At 64.1% G+C, this 448-nt stretch carries 1 protein-coding gene; it reads left to right on the forward strand.

The genetic code is table 11. The features are described 5' to 3' along the window. Nucleotides 1-62 precede the first annotated feature (62 nt). On the forward strand, nt 63-448 hold a 386-nt coding region (locus AC2JF9_RS09285; RefSeq protein ID WP_500727192.1), incomplete at its 3' end, for a MotC family chemotaxis protein.

Below are 448 nucleotides of genomic sequence, written 5' to 3' on the forward strand. Positions count from 1 at the left end.
TCAGGAAGCTGGCCTCGCTCGACACACTCACTCCGTCGGACGGGAGCCTTGTTCAGGGGGCGCTGGCTTACGTCGAGGGCCGCGAAGCCGAGGCGAAACGGCGCTTGGCAGAGGTTGACTTGGCCTCTCTTCCGCCGGCCCTTGCCGGGCAGGTTGCCCTCGTGCAGTCCGCGCTCACCGTGCGCGAGGATCCCGCCAAATCGGTTGAACTCCTCGACTATGTCAGGCTGCAGCTTCCAGGGACGCTGGTCGAGGAGGCGGCGCTCCGGCGTGAAATCTTCGTGGTCAGCCAGATGGGAAACGTCGGCAAGTTCGAAGCGCTCTCGCGGCAGTATCTGCGACGGTTTCGCTCCTCGGTCTATGCCGGCAATTTCAGACAGCGCTTCGCGGCGGCCCTGACCCATATGGATTTGGCCAGGGACCAGCAGCAGTTTACCAGGCTGGTGAC

The organism is Lactobacillus sp. C449L (genome assembly GCF_059900815.1).